Genomic DNA, 244 nt, shown 5'->3' with positions numbered 1-244 from the left:
GCGCCCGCGAGCGGCCCCAGCAGCAGGGGCGCCAGGCGCGCGGCCGTGTAGAGGGCCACGAGCATCTCGGATCCGGTCAGCTCGAAGGCGAGCCAGCCGAGCACGAGGGTGAGCGACCAGACCCCGCCGAAGAAGAACAGGTTCGAGACCCACAGGAGCGCGAATCTCGGGTGGGCGCGGAGGGAGGCGAACATCGTCAGACCAGGACCTCGCCGCCCGTCACGACGACCTCGCAGCCCGCGAC

General features: G+C 71.7%; 1 pseudogene. It reads right to left on the bottom strand.

From position 1 onward, the window contains the following. Positions 1-194: pseudogene (locus SB754_RS22360) on the bottom strand (MFS transporter); the annotation flags it as partial. Positions 195-244 lie beyond the last annotated feature (50 nt).

This window comes from Leifsonia sp. SIMBA_070 (assembly GCF_046534635.1).
GTDB lineage: Bacteria > Actinomycetota > Actinomycetes > Actinomycetales > Microbacteriaceae > Leifsonia.
This window is presented reverse-complemented; position numbering and strand designations above follow the sequence as displayed.